The 13022-nt window shown below is 62.6% G+C and carries 12 protein-coding genes; 4 read left to right on the plus strand and 8 right to left on the minus strand.

Translation table 11 applies throughout. The features are described 5' to 3' along the window. Positions 1–88: 88 nt before the first annotated feature. The 5 genes from flhC to ACK41V_RS17270 all read right to left on the minus strand — a co-directional run bounded on the left by flhC (position 89) and on the right by ACK41V_RS17270 (position 4685). Complete coding sequence (gene flhC, locus ACK41V_RS17250) at positions 89–640, minus strand: flagellar transcriptional regulator FlhC (RefSeq protein ID WP_409784051.1); 552 nt, start codon at positions 638–640, stop codon at positions 89–91. 48 nt (positions 641–688) lie between these two features. Further along, on the minus strand, positions 689–1015 hold the full coding sequence (gene flhD, locus ACK41V_RS17255) for a flagellar transcriptional regulator FlhD (RefSeq protein ID WP_056166924.1): 327 nt from the start codon (positions 1013–1015) through the stop codon (positions 689–691). A gap of 350 nt (positions 1016–1365) precedes the next feature. Beyond that, positions 1366–2265, minus strand: a complete 900-nt coding sequence (locus ACK41V_RS17260) for a sulfurtransferase (protein ID WP_409784052.1) — start codon at positions 2263–2265, stop codon at positions 1366–1368. A gap of 213 nt (positions 2266–2478) precedes the next feature. Further along, a complete protein-coding gene (locus ACK41V_RS17265; RefSeq protein WP_409784053.1) occupies positions 2479–3390 on the minus strand; it encodes a DMT family transporter in 912 nt (303 codons plus the stop codon). A gap of 140 nt (positions 3391–3530) precedes the next feature. Next, positions 3531–4685, minus strand: coding sequence for an aromatic ring-hydroxylating oxygenase subunit alpha (locus ACK41V_RS17270; protein WP_409784054.1), 1155 nt, complete (start codon positions 4683–4685; stop codon positions 3531–3533). Positions 4686–4961: 276 nt separating this feature from the next. Here ACK41V_RS17270 and xseB point away from each other — a divergent pair, with 276 nt between their 5' ends. From xseB to ACK41V_RS17290, 4 genes are all read left to right on the plus strand, one after another. Further along, on the plus strand, positions 4962–5204 hold the full coding sequence (gene xseB, locus ACK41V_RS17275; protein WP_409784056.1) for an exodeoxyribonuclease VII small subunit: 243 nt from the start codon (positions 4962–4964) through the stop codon (positions 5202–5204). Further along, positions 5201–6148, plus strand: a complete 948-nt coding sequence (locus tag ACK41V_RS17280; RefSeq protein WP_409784072.1) for a polyprenyl synthetase family protein — start codon at positions 5201–5203, stop codon at positions 6146–6148. The genes xseB and ACK41V_RS17280 overlap by 4 nt, the downstream gene beginning before the upstream one ends. Positions 6149–6265: 117 nt before the next feature. Next, positions 6266–8158 (plus strand): 1-deoxy-D-xylulose-5-phosphate synthase, encoded by a 1893-nt coding sequence (gene dxs, locus ACK41V_RS17285; protein WP_409784057.1) that lies wholly within the window; start codon positions 6266–6268, stop codon positions 8156–8158. 278 nt (positions 8159–8436) lie between these two features. After that, positions 8437–9519, plus strand: a complete 1083-nt coding sequence (locus tag ACK41V_RS17290) for a TRAP transporter substrate-binding protein (protein WP_409784059.1) — start codon at positions 8437–8439, stop codon at positions 9517–9519. Between the two features lie 500 nt (positions 9520–10019). Here the strand turns inward: ACK41V_RS17290 and ACK41V_RS17295 are convergent, their stop codons facing one another. From ACK41V_RS17295 to ACK41V_RS17305, 3 genes are all read right to left on the minus strand, one after another. Next, positions 10020–11810, minus strand: a complete 1791-nt coding sequence (locus tag ACK41V_RS17295) for a TRAP transporter large permease subunit (RefSeq protein ID WP_409784060.1) — start codon at positions 11808–11810, stop codon at positions 10020–10022. A gap of 14 nt (positions 11811–11824) precedes the next feature. After that, positions 11825–12445, minus strand: coding sequence for a TRAP transporter small permease subunit (locus ACK41V_RS17300; RefSeq protein WP_409784061.1), 621 nt, complete (start codon positions 12443–12445; stop codon positions 11825–11827). Positions 12446–12624: 179 nt separating this feature from the next. Beyond that, a partial coding sequence (locus ACK41V_RS17305) for a substrate-binding domain-containing protein (RefSeq protein ID WP_409784062.1) occupies positions 12625–13022 on the minus strand: 398 nt, incomplete at its 5' end.

Here is a 13022-nt window from a genome sequence, read left to right on the forward strand (position 1 = left end):
ACGGTGTTCATTTAGTATCAAATTAATAGCTGCTAGCGCTTATGGATAAAGCGCTAGAGGCCAATTTGACCTGAAATTTCGATAGTTCTCAGTGCAGCATCAAGGCACCCGCCGACTTGCTCTTGCCAGCGCGCGCAGGGGGGTTGCACAGGCCGCAGGTGAAATGGCGGTTTTCATACAGCTCGGTCACAAACTGGCCGCTGCACTGGCTGCACTTAGTGCGCGTCAGCATGCCTGCGTCCACAAACTTCACCAGGCGCCAGGCGCGGGTGAAGGACAGCAGCGGCTCGATCTCGGCCGTGGCCACTTGTTCGTTGTACAGGCGGTAGGCCTTGGTCAGCAGTTCCACCGAATCCAGATCCACACCCTTGGACAGGTACTCGTAGATGTTCAGGAACAGCGAGCTGTGGATGTTTTCTTGCCAGGTCAGGAACCAGTCGGTCGAGAAGGGCAACTGGCCCTTGGATGGCGATTTGCCCGCGATCTCTTTGTACAGGCGGATCAGGCGCTCGTACGACAGCGTGGTTTCCGACTCCAGCACCTGCATGCGGGCGCCCATCTGGATCAGCATGGCCGCGCGTTCGATCTGCTTGGACTCGTTCAGAACGCTCTTGACGGGGGCTTTGGCGGGTGTGGACATGGCGGGCTTTCGAAGGCGACAGGGACAAGATGGCGGAAAAGCAGGTGCTCAGAGCACTTCCGACACGCGGCTGGCCATCAGGATGTTGGCGTGCAGCGTGTTGGTGGCTTCGTTGCCCACCTTCTTGGCTGAGTGGTTGGTCAGCAAGCTCCACACCAGGTTGTCGTCCACCCGGAAGCTGCAAAGAAGCGTGTTTCTGGAGGCCAGTTTCATCACTTGCGCTGCCGAGAGCGATGCCAGAATATCGGCAGACTCTTCGTTCATGCCCAGACGGAAAACCGCTTCGGCCTTGTCCTGACGAATCAGGGTCTGGGCCAACATCAGGTACGTGAGGTTGGCTTCGCGGATTTCAGCGAGGATTTGTTCGTTGGTCATGGCAGCTTCCTTTTTTCCAGTTCCGGGTCTTGCGTTTTCTGCTGTTTGCAGGTTTGCGTGATCCGTTGAAATGGATTGTGAAACTGCCCCAATCAAAAATTAAGTCGGCGTTTGGATGTGCCGCGTGTCTGGTTCTGCGGTGGGGCATGTAGGAATTTGCCTTACAAGCCGATGAGCCTGAGTCCCGCACCTCACTCTGTGGCGCCTGCTGCGTCGGCAGGCGCTGGCCCCCGGGTTCTGCTCATGGTTTTGATAGCGCGGTCAAAACCATCTTTTTTGGGCTTTTGCAACCTTTGCCATGCTGCACCGGCCCGCACCCACCCGAATCAGCCCACTTCTTAACCTCTTGCCTAACCTTTTTCGACCGGGCGCGCAGGGTCTGCGCACCACTCGCTCCAGCTGCCCGCAAAAAGAGAGGTTGCCCCCAGCCCGGCGATTTCCATGGCCAGCAAATTGGGCGCAGCGCTCACGCCGCTGCCGCACTGGTGCACCACGGTGGCCGGGTCACGGCCTGCCAGCAGCGCATCAAACTCCGCACGCAGCACGTCGGCTGGCTTGAAGCGGCCATCTGGGCCGATGTTGTCGACGAACGGGCGGTTGAGCGCGCCGGGGATGTGCCCCGCCACGGGGTCGAGCGGTTCGACCTCGCCGCGATAGCGTGCACCAGCGCGCGCATCGATCACGGTCTGGCCGGGTTGGTGCAGGCGTGCCAGCACGTCGCTGGCCGTGGCCAGCTGGCGCAGGGGAGCGCCCAATTCAAAGTTGGATTGAAAGTGCGCGGGTTCTTCGCCGCTGTGGACTGCGCCGCCTGCGGCCTGCCAGGCCTGCAAGCCGCCATCGAGCACGGCGACCGCGTCGTGCCCGGCCCACTTGAGCATCCACCACAGCCGGCCGCAGTAGTTGGCGCCCTGACGGTCGTACACCACGGCCTGCATGTTGTTGGCCAAGCCCACGCTGGAGAGCCACACCGAAAAGCGCTCACGACTGGGCAGCGGGTGGCGGCCGCCCGATGCGGGCATGTCGGCCTCTTGGGCAGTGAGCGTGCCGCCAGCGCCGGGGGCACCGTGTTTGGCGCTCAGGTCCTGGTTCAGGTCGGCATACACCGCGCCGGGGATGTGTGCCTGCGCAAACTGCTGCGCACCTGCCGTGGGCTGGGTGAGGTCAAAGCTGCAGTCAAACACCATCAGCGGGGCGCCGCTGGCGATGAGGGATTGCAGTTCGGGGGCAGAGATGAGGGTGGTGTAGGTCATGGCAGCGGCGGCAGTGGCGAAGGGATGTCCAGCATTGTGTCAAGGCTTGGGGTTGAAAGCCGTATCAATCTCCCTTGATGCTGGGCGTCGCTCGCGACCTGAGAGACCGGCGCATCCCAGGCCAGGACCGCCGCGCAAGGGCCGCCCCGCCGCGCTGGCGGTGTTCCCCTTCCAGGGGGGGAAGGCGCGAAGCGACTCAGGGGGGACTTCATCCTAATGTTCTTCCGCCGGGGCGCCCGGTGCGGCCCGCGCACGCAAAACGGTGGCCACGATGCCGCTGGCCACAATCAGGGCCATGCCAATCCAGCCGATGGGCGGGATGACGTCGCCAAACAGCAGCACGCTGTAGATGGCGGCAAACACGATGCCTGAGTACTGCAGATTGGCCACCACCAAGGTGCCGCGCTGGGTTTTGGCGCTGGCGTAGGCGCGTGTCATGCACAACTGGCCGCCCGCGGCCAGAACGCCGATGGGCAGCAGCCACAAAGCCTGCCAGCCCGGCCATACCGATGTGCCGGTCAGCAACAATGCCGCGCCACCCGCCACCGCCGAGCCCACCGCAAAGTAAAACACCGTGCGCGATTCGGGCTCGCCCAGGCGAGAAAGCGCTACGACCTGCATATAGGCAAACGCGGCAGACAGGCCGGACATCAGCCCGATCATTCCGGCAAATGCCTGGTTCTGGTCCAGGCTGGGGCGCAGCATCATCACCACACCGGCAAACCCGGCCAGCACTGTCAGCACCAGCGGGCCCTGCAGTGCGGGGCGCGGGCTGGCTGCGGAGGGGCGCCACGCCAGCAGCGTGCCGCCGACGAGGAACGCCGCAATCCACACGCTGCTCATGTAGTTGAGCGTCATGGCCGTGGCCAGGGGCAGGTGGGCAATGGCATAAAACCAGGCACCGAGGGACGCCACCCCCACCAGGCTGCGCCACGCGTGCATGCCGGGGTACTGCGTGGCCAGCGTCACCTTTTGCGAGCGGGCCAGCAGCCACAAAATCAACATGCCGATGATGCCCCGGTAGCACACGAGTTCGGCCGAGTTGAAGAAGTCCGAAGCGATCTTGACGCACACGCCCATGCTGGCAAACAGAAACGCGGCCAACACCATCCAGAGGGCTTGCATCGGGTTGTGATCTCTTGAGGCGCACCGGGGGGTGCAGAAGTGAAAATAGCTGCCAGCGCTTATTTATTAAGCAATGGCAGCTATTGTAATGAGAGCAGGCGAGGGCGGGCCTGCGGATTGGCGGGGATTTGCCGCCGTATTCAGCGCTTTGGCGCGGCCGGGTCGATGGCGTCGCTACCGATGGTTTTGCGGTACCACTCGTGGAAGTGCTGCATGCCATCTTCCATCGGGCTTTGGTACGGGCCCACTTCATTGTCGCCCCGGGCCAGCAGGGCCTTGCGGCCTGCATCCATGCGCTCGCCGATCTCGTCGTCTTCGATGCAGGTTTCCATGTAGGCGGCTTTTTGCGCCTCCACAAATTCGCGCTCAAACGCCGCAATCTCTTCGGGGTAGTAGAACTCCACCATGTTCATGGTCTTGGTCGGGCTGATGGGGTGCAGCGTCGACACGGTGAGCACATGCGGGTACCACTCGACCATGATGTGCGGGTACAGCGTGAGCCAGATCGCACCATATTTGGGCGGCTTGCCTTCGCGGTAGGCCAGCAGGGCCTCGTGCCAGCGCTCGTACACGGGGCTGCCCGCCTTGCCCAGGCGGTTGGCCACGCCTACGGTCTGCACCGAGTAGTTCTGGCCAAACTCCCAGCGCAGGTCGTCGCACGTCACAAAGCTGCCGAGCCCCGGGTGGAAGGGGCCGACGTGGTAGTCCTCCAGATAGACCTCGATGAAGGTCTTCCAGTTGTAGTTGCACTCGTGCATCTCGACGTGGTCCAGCACATAACCGCCAAAGTCCAGGTCGGCGCGCGGGCCCATATGGGCCAGGTCGGCTGCCACGTCGTAGCCGTTGTCTTCAAAGATGAGGCCGTTCCACTCGCGCAGTTGGTAGTTGTTGAGGTTCAGGCACGGGTCGTGCGAGAAGTGGGGTGCGCCCAGCAGTTCGCCTTGGGGGCTGTAGGTCCAGCGGTGCAGGGGGCACACGATGTTGCCGCCCGCACTGCCTTTTTGTTGCGTGTGCAGCGAACCCTTGCCCTTGAGCATGACGGCCTGGCGGTGGCGGCACACGTTGGAGACCAGCTCGACGCCGCCCTGGGCGTTGCGCACCAGCGCACGGCCCTCGCCCTCCTGGGGCAGTGCGTAGTAGTCGCCCGCATTGGGCACAGCCAATTGGTGCCCCACGTAGCGGGGCCCGCGCTGGAAGATGGTGCTCAGCTCGCGCTGGAACAGCGCATCGTCAAAGTAGCTTGAAACTGGTAGTTGGCTTGCGGCCTGCTGCAGTTGAAGACTTAAATCAGACATGGGTGACCTGACCTAAAGACTCCCCACAGGGAGAAAGTGCGGGAGGTGCGCCTGGGAATGCGCATCTGGAAAAAAGAAACCGGCTAGGGGTGACTAGCCGGCTCGACTGGAATGGGATTATAGGTGGTGGGGTTATTCCCGCATCCCAGCTACGTGTATTGAAAACATCGCTACCGCAGGGGCGTGCGCAGTGGGTATCGGCGCGTGTCTGACACTTTCACCGCAAGGGTGCGCCTAAAATCACCGGTTTTTCACCCGCGCTCTGCCGCCCCCTCCATGCCCAAGGCCCCCGCCAAATCTGCTCTGACCGCCGAACCCGCCAGCTATGAAGCGGCGCTGGAAGAGCTGGAGCAGCTCGTGGCCCGCATTGAGTCGGGCCAATTGCCCCTGGACCAAATGCTGGCGGGCTATCAGCGCGGCGCCACTCTGCTGGCCTTTTGCCGCCAGCGGCTGGACGCTGTGCAGGACCAGATCAAGGTGCTGGACGAAGGGCAACTCCAACCATGGACCCAGGAATGAGCGCGGTACCGATGTCCCAGAGCCCCGTGTTTGACCTGGCTCCCTGGAGCCAGAACCACCTGGCCCGCGTGGAACAAGCCTTGTCGCAGTGGGTGGGCCACGGCGCCCCTGCCGGGTTGGGCGACGCCATGCGGTACGCGGTGCTCGATGGCGGAAAGCGCCTGCGTCCCCTGCTGGTGTTGGCGGCCTATGAGGCGGTCTGCAGCGGTACCCATGGCGCGCAGGCCGCGCCGGTGCTGGACGACGATGCGGCCATCCGTGCGGCCTGCGCGGTGGAGCTGATCCATGCGTATTCGCTGGTGCACGACGACATGCCTTGCATGGACAACGACGTGCTGCGCCGTGGCAAACCCACCGTGCATGTGCAGTTTGGCGAAGCCCCGGCGCTGCTGGCGGGCGATGCCTTGCAGGCGTTTGCCTTCGAGCTGCTCACGCCGGACGACAGCTTGATTCCCCCTGCCGTCCAGGCCACTTTGTGCCGTTTGCTGGCGCGTGCTGCCGGGTCGGCGGGCATGGCGGGTGGGCAGGCGATTGACCTGGCCAGTGTGGGCCTGGCGCTGACGGAAGATCAACTGCGCCAGATGCACCGCCTGAAAACCGGCGCGCTGCTGCAGGGCAGCGTGTTGATGGGCGCGGTGTGTGGCCATGCTGCTGCCACGGCTTACCAGGCGTTGTCTGACTATGGTGCGGCCATGGGCTTGGCGTTTCAGGTGGTGGATGACATCCTGGATGTGGTGGCCGATTCGGCCACGCTGGGCAAGACGGCGGGCAAAGACGCTGCGGCCGACAAACCCACTTATGTATCGCTGCTGGGCCTGGAGCGGGCCCAGGCCTACGCCCAGGAGCTGCTGGTGGAGGCGCATTCCGCCCTTGTCGGCAGCGGCCTGCCGGACACCCGCGCGCTGGCTGCACTTGCAGACATGGTGGTGAGGCGCTCTTATTGATGCCATGCCACCATCACGCGGTGTGGCCCCCGTCTGGTCACGCTGCACGAAATATTGTGTCAAATTGGCCTCTAGCGCTTATCCAATAAGCGCTAGTAGCTATTAAAAGAATAGTAAATGTCCACGATGTCCTTTCCCCTGTTGCAGACCATCAATGACCCGGCGGACCTGCGCAAGCTTTCGCGCGCAGACCTCAAGGTGTTGGCCACCGAACTGCGCGGGTTCGTGATCGAGAGCGTGGCGCAAACGGGCGGGCATTTGAGCTCCAACCTCGGCACGGTGGAGTTGACGGTGGCGCTGCACCACGTCTTCAACACCCCCGAAGACCGCCTGGTGTGGGACGTGGGCCACCAGACCTATCCGCACAAGATTCTCACGGGTCGGCGCGAGCGCATGCACACGCTGCGCCAGTTTGGCGGCATCTCGGGTTTTCCGCAGCGCGCTGAGAGCATTTACGACACCTTTGGCACCGCGCATTCCAGCACCAGCATCTCCGCAGCCCTGGGCATGGCGCTGGCCGCCAAACGCAAGGGCGAAAATCGCCACGCCGTGGCCATCATTGGCGACGGCGCCATGAGTGCAGGCATGGCGTTCGAGGCGCTGAACAACGGTGGTGTGGCCGACGCCAACCTGCTGGTGGTGCTGAACGACAACGACATGAGCATCAGCCCGCCGGTGGGCGCGCTCAACCGGTATCTGGCGCAACTCATGAGCGGCCAGTTCTACGCGGCTGCCAAGAACGTGGGCAAGACGGTGCTGCGCCCCGTGCCGCCCTTGTTGGAGCTGGCCAAGCGTTTCGAGCAGCAGGCCAAGGGCATGGTGGTCCCCGCCACGCTGTTCGAGAAGTTCGGCTTCAACTACATCGGCCCTATCGACGGTCACGACCTCGATTCGCTGATCCCCACGCTCGAGAACATCAAGAGCCTCAAGGGCCCGCAGTTCCTGCACGTGGTCACCAAAAAAGGCCAGGGCTACAAGCTGGCCGAGGCCGACCCGGTGGCCTACCACGGCCCGGGCAAGTTCGACCCCGCCGTGGGCCTGGTCAAAAGCACTGCCGCTCCCAAGCCCACTTTCACCCAGGTGTTTGGCCAGTGGTTGTGCGACATGGCCGCTCATGACAGCCGCCTGGTCGGCATCACACCCGCCATGCGCGAAGGCTCGGGCATGGTCGAGTTTGAAAAACGTTTCCCGGACCGCTACTACGACGTGGGCATTGCCGAGCAACACGCCGTGACGTTTGCGGCCGGCATGGCCTGCGAGGGCGTGAAGCCCGTGGTGGCGATCTATTCCACCTTCTTGCAGCGCGGCTACGACCAACTGATCCATGACGTGGCGCTGCAGAACCTGCCGGTGGTGTTTGCGCTGGACCGCGCGGGCTTGGTCGGCGCGGACGGTGCCACCCACGCGGGTGCGTACGACATTCCGTTTGTGCGCTGCATCCCCAACATGAGCATGGCCTGCCCCGCCGATGAGCGCGAGTGCCGCCAGTTGCTGAGCAGCGCTTTTGAACAGGACCACCCCGTGGCCGTGCGCTACCCGCGTGGCAGTGGTGCGGGCATTGCACCCTTGGCCACGCTGGACAGCCTGCCGTTTGGCAAGGGCGAGGTCCGCCGCGAGCGCAAGGGCACAGACACCAACGCGCCCCGCATTGCCATCCTGTCGTTTGGCACCTTGCTGTACCCCGCGCTGGAGGCCGCCGAGGCGCTGGATGCGACCGTGGTGAACATGCGCTGGGCCAAGCCCATCGACGAAGCGCTGCTGCGCGAGGTGGCCGAACACCACGATGCCCTGGTGACGCTGGAAGACGGCGCCATCATGGGCGGCGCAGGCAGCGCCGTGACCGAGGCGCTCAACACCGCGGGCATCGTGCGCCCGGTGCTCCAGCTGGGTCTCCCAGATGTGTTCATTGAACATGGCGATCCGGTCAAGTTGATGGCCCTGCAAGGGCTGGACGCCGTGGGAATTCGCACATCGATTGCAAGCCGTTTTCTGTCCCCAACCCCCCGGTAGCCACCCAGCACTTGCAGCTGGGATGCGTCTGTGAAATCGCGGCTGCTGCCGCGATTTTTTCGCGTTGGGCTCACGCCTTTCGTGCGTCTTTCTGGTGCTGTCCCGCAGATGCTTGCAGAAGCCTGAAGTCTTGTACAAGAGGTCGATTTTTCGCGGGAAAACCCGCAAAAGTCTCGGGGGGCATGTTTCTACAATGAACGCGGCTGAAACAAGTCCTTGGCTCGCCGTGCACAACGCGTGCGCCCAAGTTTTGAAATCACTATATCGGAGAGAACCTCATGGATCGTCGTTCAATCATCAAGCAGGCCGGCATCGCTGGCGTGCTGGCTGCAGGCGTAGCGCCTGCCGTCCACGCCCAGGCAGCCGTTCGCTGGCGCCTGGCCTCCAGCTTCCCCAAGTCGCTGGACACCATCTACGGCGGCGCTGATGTGTTCTCCAAGGCTGTCAAGGCCATGTCGGGCGGAAAGTTTGAAATCTCCGTGCATGCCGGTGGCGAGCTGATGCCTCCGTTTGGCGTGGTGGATGGTGTGCAGCAAGGAACGGTCGAGATGGCACACAGCGTGCCCTACTACTTCTACGGCAAGAACCCTGCCTTTGCGCTGGGCTCGGCGATTCCGTTTGGCTTCAATGCCCGCCAGATGAATGCGTGGATGCTGCATGGCAACGGCCGCAAGCTCATGAACGAGTTTTACGGCGGCTACAACATGATCAGCTTTGCGGGCGGCAACACCGGCACCCAGATGGGTGGCTGGTACCGCAAGGAAATCAAGTCGCCTGCTGACTTCAAGGGCATGAAGATGCGCCTGGGTGGCGGCCTGGTGGGCGAAGTGATGCAAAAACTGGGCGCGGTCCCGCAGAGCATCCCCGGTGGCGAAATCTACCAAGCCCTTGAAAAGGGCACGTTGGACGCCGCAGAGTGGGTGGGACCTTATGACGACCAGAAGCTGGGCTTCAACAAGGTTGCCCCGTTCTACTACTACCCCGGCTGGTGGGAAGGCGGTCCAGAAGTGGACTTCTTCGTCAACCAGAAGGCGTTTGACGCGCTGTCTTCCGAGAACAAGGCCATTGTCGAAGCCGCAACCAACGTGGCCCATGTGGACATGCTGGCCAAGTACGACGCACTGAACCCCACCGCGCTGAAACAGCTGGTGGCCGCCAAGACCAAGGTGCTGCCGTTCTCGCAAGCCGTGATGGACGCTTCCTTCAAGGCCTCGATGGAAGTCTTTGCAGAAAACGACGCAAAGAGCCCCGAGTGGAAGAAGATTTACGCGGACATGCGCGGATTCCAGCGTGACCAGATCCTGTGGTTCCGCTTCGCGGAAGCCCGCTACGACTCCTTCATGTCTGCACAGAAGATCTGATTCGGACAACGGGGCGAAAGCCCCTTTGTTCGCCCAACCCGCCCGGTATTCGCCTGGCGGGTTTTTTTGCGTTCGCATGTTTGCGTGGTGTCAGCCGACAGCGTGTCGACGGGCAGCTTAGACAAGCTGTGCGAAAGCCCTTTCGGGCACGCAACGGGCGATGGGCGATGGGCGGCGCGGGGTTGGTCCACCGTCCCGCCCCTCGCTGGACCAAGCTCCGAAGGGGGCGCACAACCCCCAATGGTGCGGTCCGGGGCCAGTTTGCGCCGTGGTTTCCCCATGGATCGGTGGTTCTTCTGCTCGGTTGTCTCGGTGCGCGGTCGGGTAGCTGCAGTTGCAATGCCAGTTGCAGTTGCAGTTGCAGCGAACAAGAACCCCGGCGCGCCATCGCCGCACTGTTCCCAACCATGAAAAAAGCCCCTGCAGACATCCATCTGCAGGGGCTTTGGCGTGTGCCCGGCGCTTTTAACAGCGCTCGGCTAACGAGAACGGTTCAATTCTCACTTTTTCTCGTTGGCCATGGAGTCTTGAAGCGCCTTCAGAGGGTCATCTGCGGCGGATGGCGCGCCAGCATCGGGGGCTGCTGGAGCGGCTCCTTCCATGCCCGCAGTGGGGTCGGTGGCTTCTGGTGCCCCTGCCGCATCGGGCATCGCGGCTTCCATTTCCATGCGGACCTTGTCGAGGTCATATACCTCTGTTTTGTCCAGGCCGCTCGATACGATGCCGGGGAAGGCGATGATCAGGCCGACCATGACGAGCTGGATGATCAGGAAGGGGATTGCGCCCCAGTAGATCTGGGTTGTGGTCACGGGCGCAATCATCTTCTTGGTGACCTTGTCCATGTACTCCTTCGCCGGGGCCACGCTGCGCAGGTAGAACAGGGCAAAACCAAACGGTGGGTGCATGAACGAGGTCTGCATGTTCACCGCCAGCAGCACGCCAAACCAGATCAGGTCAATGCCCAGCTTGTCGGCCACGGGGGCCAGCAGCGGCACAACGATGAAGGACAGCTCAAAGAAGTCCAGGAAGAACGCCAGGAAGAACACCATGATGTTCACGACGATCAGGAAGCCCAGTTGGCCGCCAGGAAGGCCGGTCAGCAGGTGCTCCACCCACAGAGGACCGTCCACGCCCTGGAACGTCAGGCCGAACATGGTCGCACCCACCAGGATGAACACCACAAAACACGACAGCTTGGTGGTGGTGGTCACGGCTTGCTTGAGCAGAGACATCGTCAGGCGGCCGCGCAGGATGGCCATGATGCCAGCGCCCAAAGCGCCCATGGCGCCGCCTTCCGTAGGTGTCGCCACGCCCAGGAAGATCGTGCCCAGCACCAGGAAGATCAGCAGCAGCGGAGGGATCAGCACAAACGTCACGCGCTCTGCCGCACGGGAGAGCAGGCCCATGCGGGTGATCTTGTTGATGCTGGCCGCCACGAACGCCAAGGCCACGCCAAAACACATGGAGACCACGATGGTTTCGTCCAGCGCCACGCGGTCCACGGTTTCACCAGACCACCAGCTGTGCAGGGCGGGCATGTTCTTGGCCACGTAGACGGATGCGGCCACGCAAATGCTGGTCAGCACCAGCAGCGATGTGACACCACTCTTGCCGTTGTCGTCGCGCAATGTGCGCGCTTCGGGCGGGATGGCGGGCACCCATTGGGGCTTGATGAACGCCAGCACGACGACATACAGCGCATAGAGGCCAGTAAGCATCAGACCCGGCAGGAAAGCGCCCTTGTACATGTCGCCGACGCTGCGGCCCAACTGGTCGGCAATGATGATCAGTACCAGCGAGGGCGGAATGATCTGCGCCAGCGTGCCGGAGGCGGCAATCACGCCCGCCGCCAGTCGCCGGTCATAGCCATAGCGCAACATGATGGGCAGCGAGATCAGGCCCATCGAAATTACCGACGCAGCCACCACGCCGGTGGTGGCTGCCAGCAGGGCGCCGACGAAGATCACAGCCAGGGCCAGGCCGCCACGGATGGGGCCGAACAGCTGGCCGATGGTGTCCAGCAGATCCTCGGCCATGCCGCTGCGCTCCAATATGAGCCCCATCAGCGTGAAAAACGGAATGGCCAGCAGGGTGTCGTTCTGCATGATGCCGAAGATGCGCAGGGGCATCGCTTGCAGCAGCGCTTCGGGCAGCACGCCCAGCTCGATGCCAATGAAGGCAAAGAACAGGCCGCAGGCGCCCAGGCTGAAGGCGACCGGAAAGCCCACCAGCAAGAAGCAGATGAGCCCCACAAACATGATGGGGGCGAGATTATGGGTGAGGAATTCCATGGTGTGTGCTCCGCTCAGAGGGCCTGGGCCTTGTTTTTGCCATTGCCCTTGGCGGCTTCGGCCAGGTTGCGGATGGATTCAGCCAGTTCTTCTTCTGCTGTCTTTTCGGTTTTCTTGACGGTGGGGTCTTCGATCAGCCCCTGCAGGAAAGCCAGGCGTTTGATCAGCTCGGAGATGCCCTGCAGCCACAACAGCGAGAAGCCCAGCGGCATCATCAGGTACACGGGCCAGCGGATCAGGCCGCCCGCGTTGTTGGACATCTCACCCGACACCAGGCCACGCATGAAGAACGGAATGCCATACCAGAGGATGGCCAGGCACATGGGGGTGAGAAAGACGATGTAGCCAAAGACGTCGATCCAGATCTGGGTGCGCTTGGAAAAGCGGCTCGAGATCACGTCCACCTTGACGTGTTCGCCTTGCAGCAATGTGTAGCCCGCCGCCAGCAGGAACGAGGCGGCAAACAGGTACCACTGCACTTCCAGAAAAGCGTTGGAGCTGATGTTGAACGCCTTGCGCACAACGGCGTTGACTCCGCTGATGATCGTGGAGGCAAGGATCAGCCAGACCACGTACTTGCCGACCTGGGTGTTAAGCCAGTCGATCCCCCTCGATAACTTCAATAGAGCCTGCATGGTGTCTCCAATAGATGGCTATGTGTATGACGCGCCAGTCTGCATGCGGGTGGTGCAGGGACTGGGCAAACTTTTACAACGGCGCGATTCTACGGAGCAGTTTAGGCCGAGCCTGACGGCAGCGTGACGGGGCTATCCCTAGGCAGATGCTCGGGGTGATGCTATGCTTTTGAGAGCAATTAGGGTTTCTTCTTAGACGTTTTGACAGGCTTTTGGCGCGCAAACTGCCACCAGGGCAGCACCGTGCTCATCGCCAGCACCTCGCCGCAGTGCAAAGGGGTGTAGCCCGGCAACGCCGCCATGTGGGCTTGCCAGTCGGGGGTTTGCAGCAGCTGGCGCAGAGCCAGCGTGGCGGGCTGGTCCAGGCTGGCCTTCAGGCAAGCCAGGTGGTAGCGCTCGTGCACCAGGGGCACAAAGCCCAGCCCGCGGGCCCGGGCGACCAGTTCAATGCCCATGCCCACGTCGGCAGCGCCAGCCGCCACAGCCTGTGCGATGGCGGTGTGCGAGGGTTCGTTCAGCCCGTAGCCCGTGATGGCCTCGGTGGCAATACCGGCCTGTGCGAGCAGGTCGTCCAGCA

The organism is Acidovorax sp., from assembly GCF_046291265.1.
Classification (GTDB): Bacteria; Pseudomonadota; Gammaproteobacteria; order Burkholderiales; family Burkholderiaceae_C; genus Acidovorax.

What these genes read in the sequence shown, in the direction of transcription:
- xseB (WP_409784056.1), top strand. Translation starts at nt 4,962, where the DNA reads ATGCCCAAGGCCCCCGCCAAATCTGCTCTGACCGCCGAACCCGCCAGC.
- flhD (WP_056166924.1), bottom strand. Translation starts at nt 1,015, where the DNA reads ATGACCAACGAACAAATCCTCGCTGAAATCCGCGAAGCCAACCTCACG.
- ACK41V_RS17280 (WP_409784072.1), top strand. Translation starts at nt 5,201, where the DNA reads ATGAGCGCGGTACCGATGTCCCAGAGCCCCGTGTTTGACCTGGCTCCC.
- ACK41V_RS17270 (WP_409784054.1), bottom strand. Translation starts at nt 4,685, where the DNA reads ATGTCTGATTTAAGTCTTCAACTGCAGCAGGCCGCAAGCCAACTACCA.
- ACK41V_RS17290 (WP_409784059.1), top strand. Translation starts at nt 8,437, where the DNA reads ATGGATCGTCGTTCAATCATCAAGCAGGCCGGCATCGCTGGCGTGCTG.
- ACK41V_RS17295 (WP_409784060.1), bottom strand. Translation starts at nt 11,810, where the DNA reads ATGGAATTCCTCACCCATAATCTCGCCCCCATCATGTTTGTGGGGCTC.
- dxs (WP_409784057.1), top strand. Translation starts at nt 6,266, where the DNA reads ATGTCCACGATGTCCTTTCCCCTGTTGCAGACCATCAATGACCCGGCG.
- ACK41V_RS17260 (WP_409784052.1), bottom strand. Translation starts at nt 2,265, where the DNA reads ATGACCTACACCACCCTCATCTCTGCCCCCGAACTGCAATCCCTCATC.
- ACK41V_RS17300 (WP_409784061.1), bottom strand. Translation starts at nt 12,445, where the DNA reads ATGCAGGCTCTATTGAAGTTATCGAGGGGGATCGACTGGCTTAACACC.
- flhC (WP_409784051.1), bottom strand. Translation starts at nt 640, where the DNA reads ATGTCCACACCCGCCAAAGCCCCCGTCAAGAGCGTTCTGAACGAGTCC.
- ACK41V_RS17265 (WP_409784053.1), bottom strand. Translation starts at nt 3,390, where the DNA reads ATGCAAGCCCTCTGGATGGTGTTGGCCGCGTTTCTGTTTGCCAGCATG.